This window comes from Prevotella sp. TF12-30 (assembly GCF_003436715.1).
Classification (GTDB): Bacteria; Bacteroidota; Bacteroidia; order Bacteroidales; family Bacteroidaceae; genus Prevotella; species Prevotella copri_A.
On sequence record NZ_QSQJ01000124.1, the window covers coordinates 1 to 798 of the forward strand.

Annotated in this window: 1 pseudogene; it reads right to left on the reverse strand. The window is 46.6% G+C overall.

From position 1 onward, the window contains the following. Positions 1 to 798, reverse strand: a pseudogene (locus tag DXD25_RS16860) (hypothetical protein); the annotation flags it as partial.

The following is a 798-nucleotide window of genomic DNA, read 5'->3' on the forward strand; positions in this document are numbered from 1 at the left end:
TGCCCTCTTGCAGCTCATTGTGATAATGTACGAGCGAGAAGGAGAGGTCCACATGGCTGATGGTAGCGGTGGCAGATACGCTTTGGCGCCAATTAAATAACGATGACTTCGCCATTTTTTGACGTTTCGAGTTGTAAAAAGAGAATTCTCCTTCATAGCTAAAGGCACACCAGGACGGCGAGAAGTCGATGCTAGGCTTTATAGTATAGTTGTCGGCGGTGTAGCTGATGGCTTTGCCGCTGCTGTATTGCTCACCCTTGCTGTAGTTGTAACTGCCCTCCAGGCGGGTCTTCAGATGAAGGTCGTAGAACCCCTTGGAGATATAGAGCGAACCTCCGATGTTGTTGCTCTTGCTGTCCTGCTTATATAATGAGGTATAGTATTTGCCATCCACGATGCGTAGGTCGGATGCCGTGTTCATCCAGTTTTTGCTGGCATTGACCGATGCGCTGAAGAAGATTTCCTTGATAGGGCGCTTGTAGTCGTAACTCAACTTGCCATAAAGAGAGCGAGTTATCGGAATGATGTCGTTCGAAGTGTACCAAGAGCGATAACTTTTGCGATATTGCTTTATGGCGTAGTTGGTGGCATTGCCTGTTCCTGTACTGTATCCTGTGTAGATAGTCAACTCTCTACGGAAATCCAATTTCTTATATAAGTAAAGGTAGGGTGATATGGTAAGTAGAGTTTTCTGTGGATAGGTGAAGCGTTCCCAGATGAAATCGGGAGAGAACGACATACGGAACGTCTCGGTCTTGTATTGCCAGTAAGGGGTGAACTTCCCTGTGATGTTAAGAC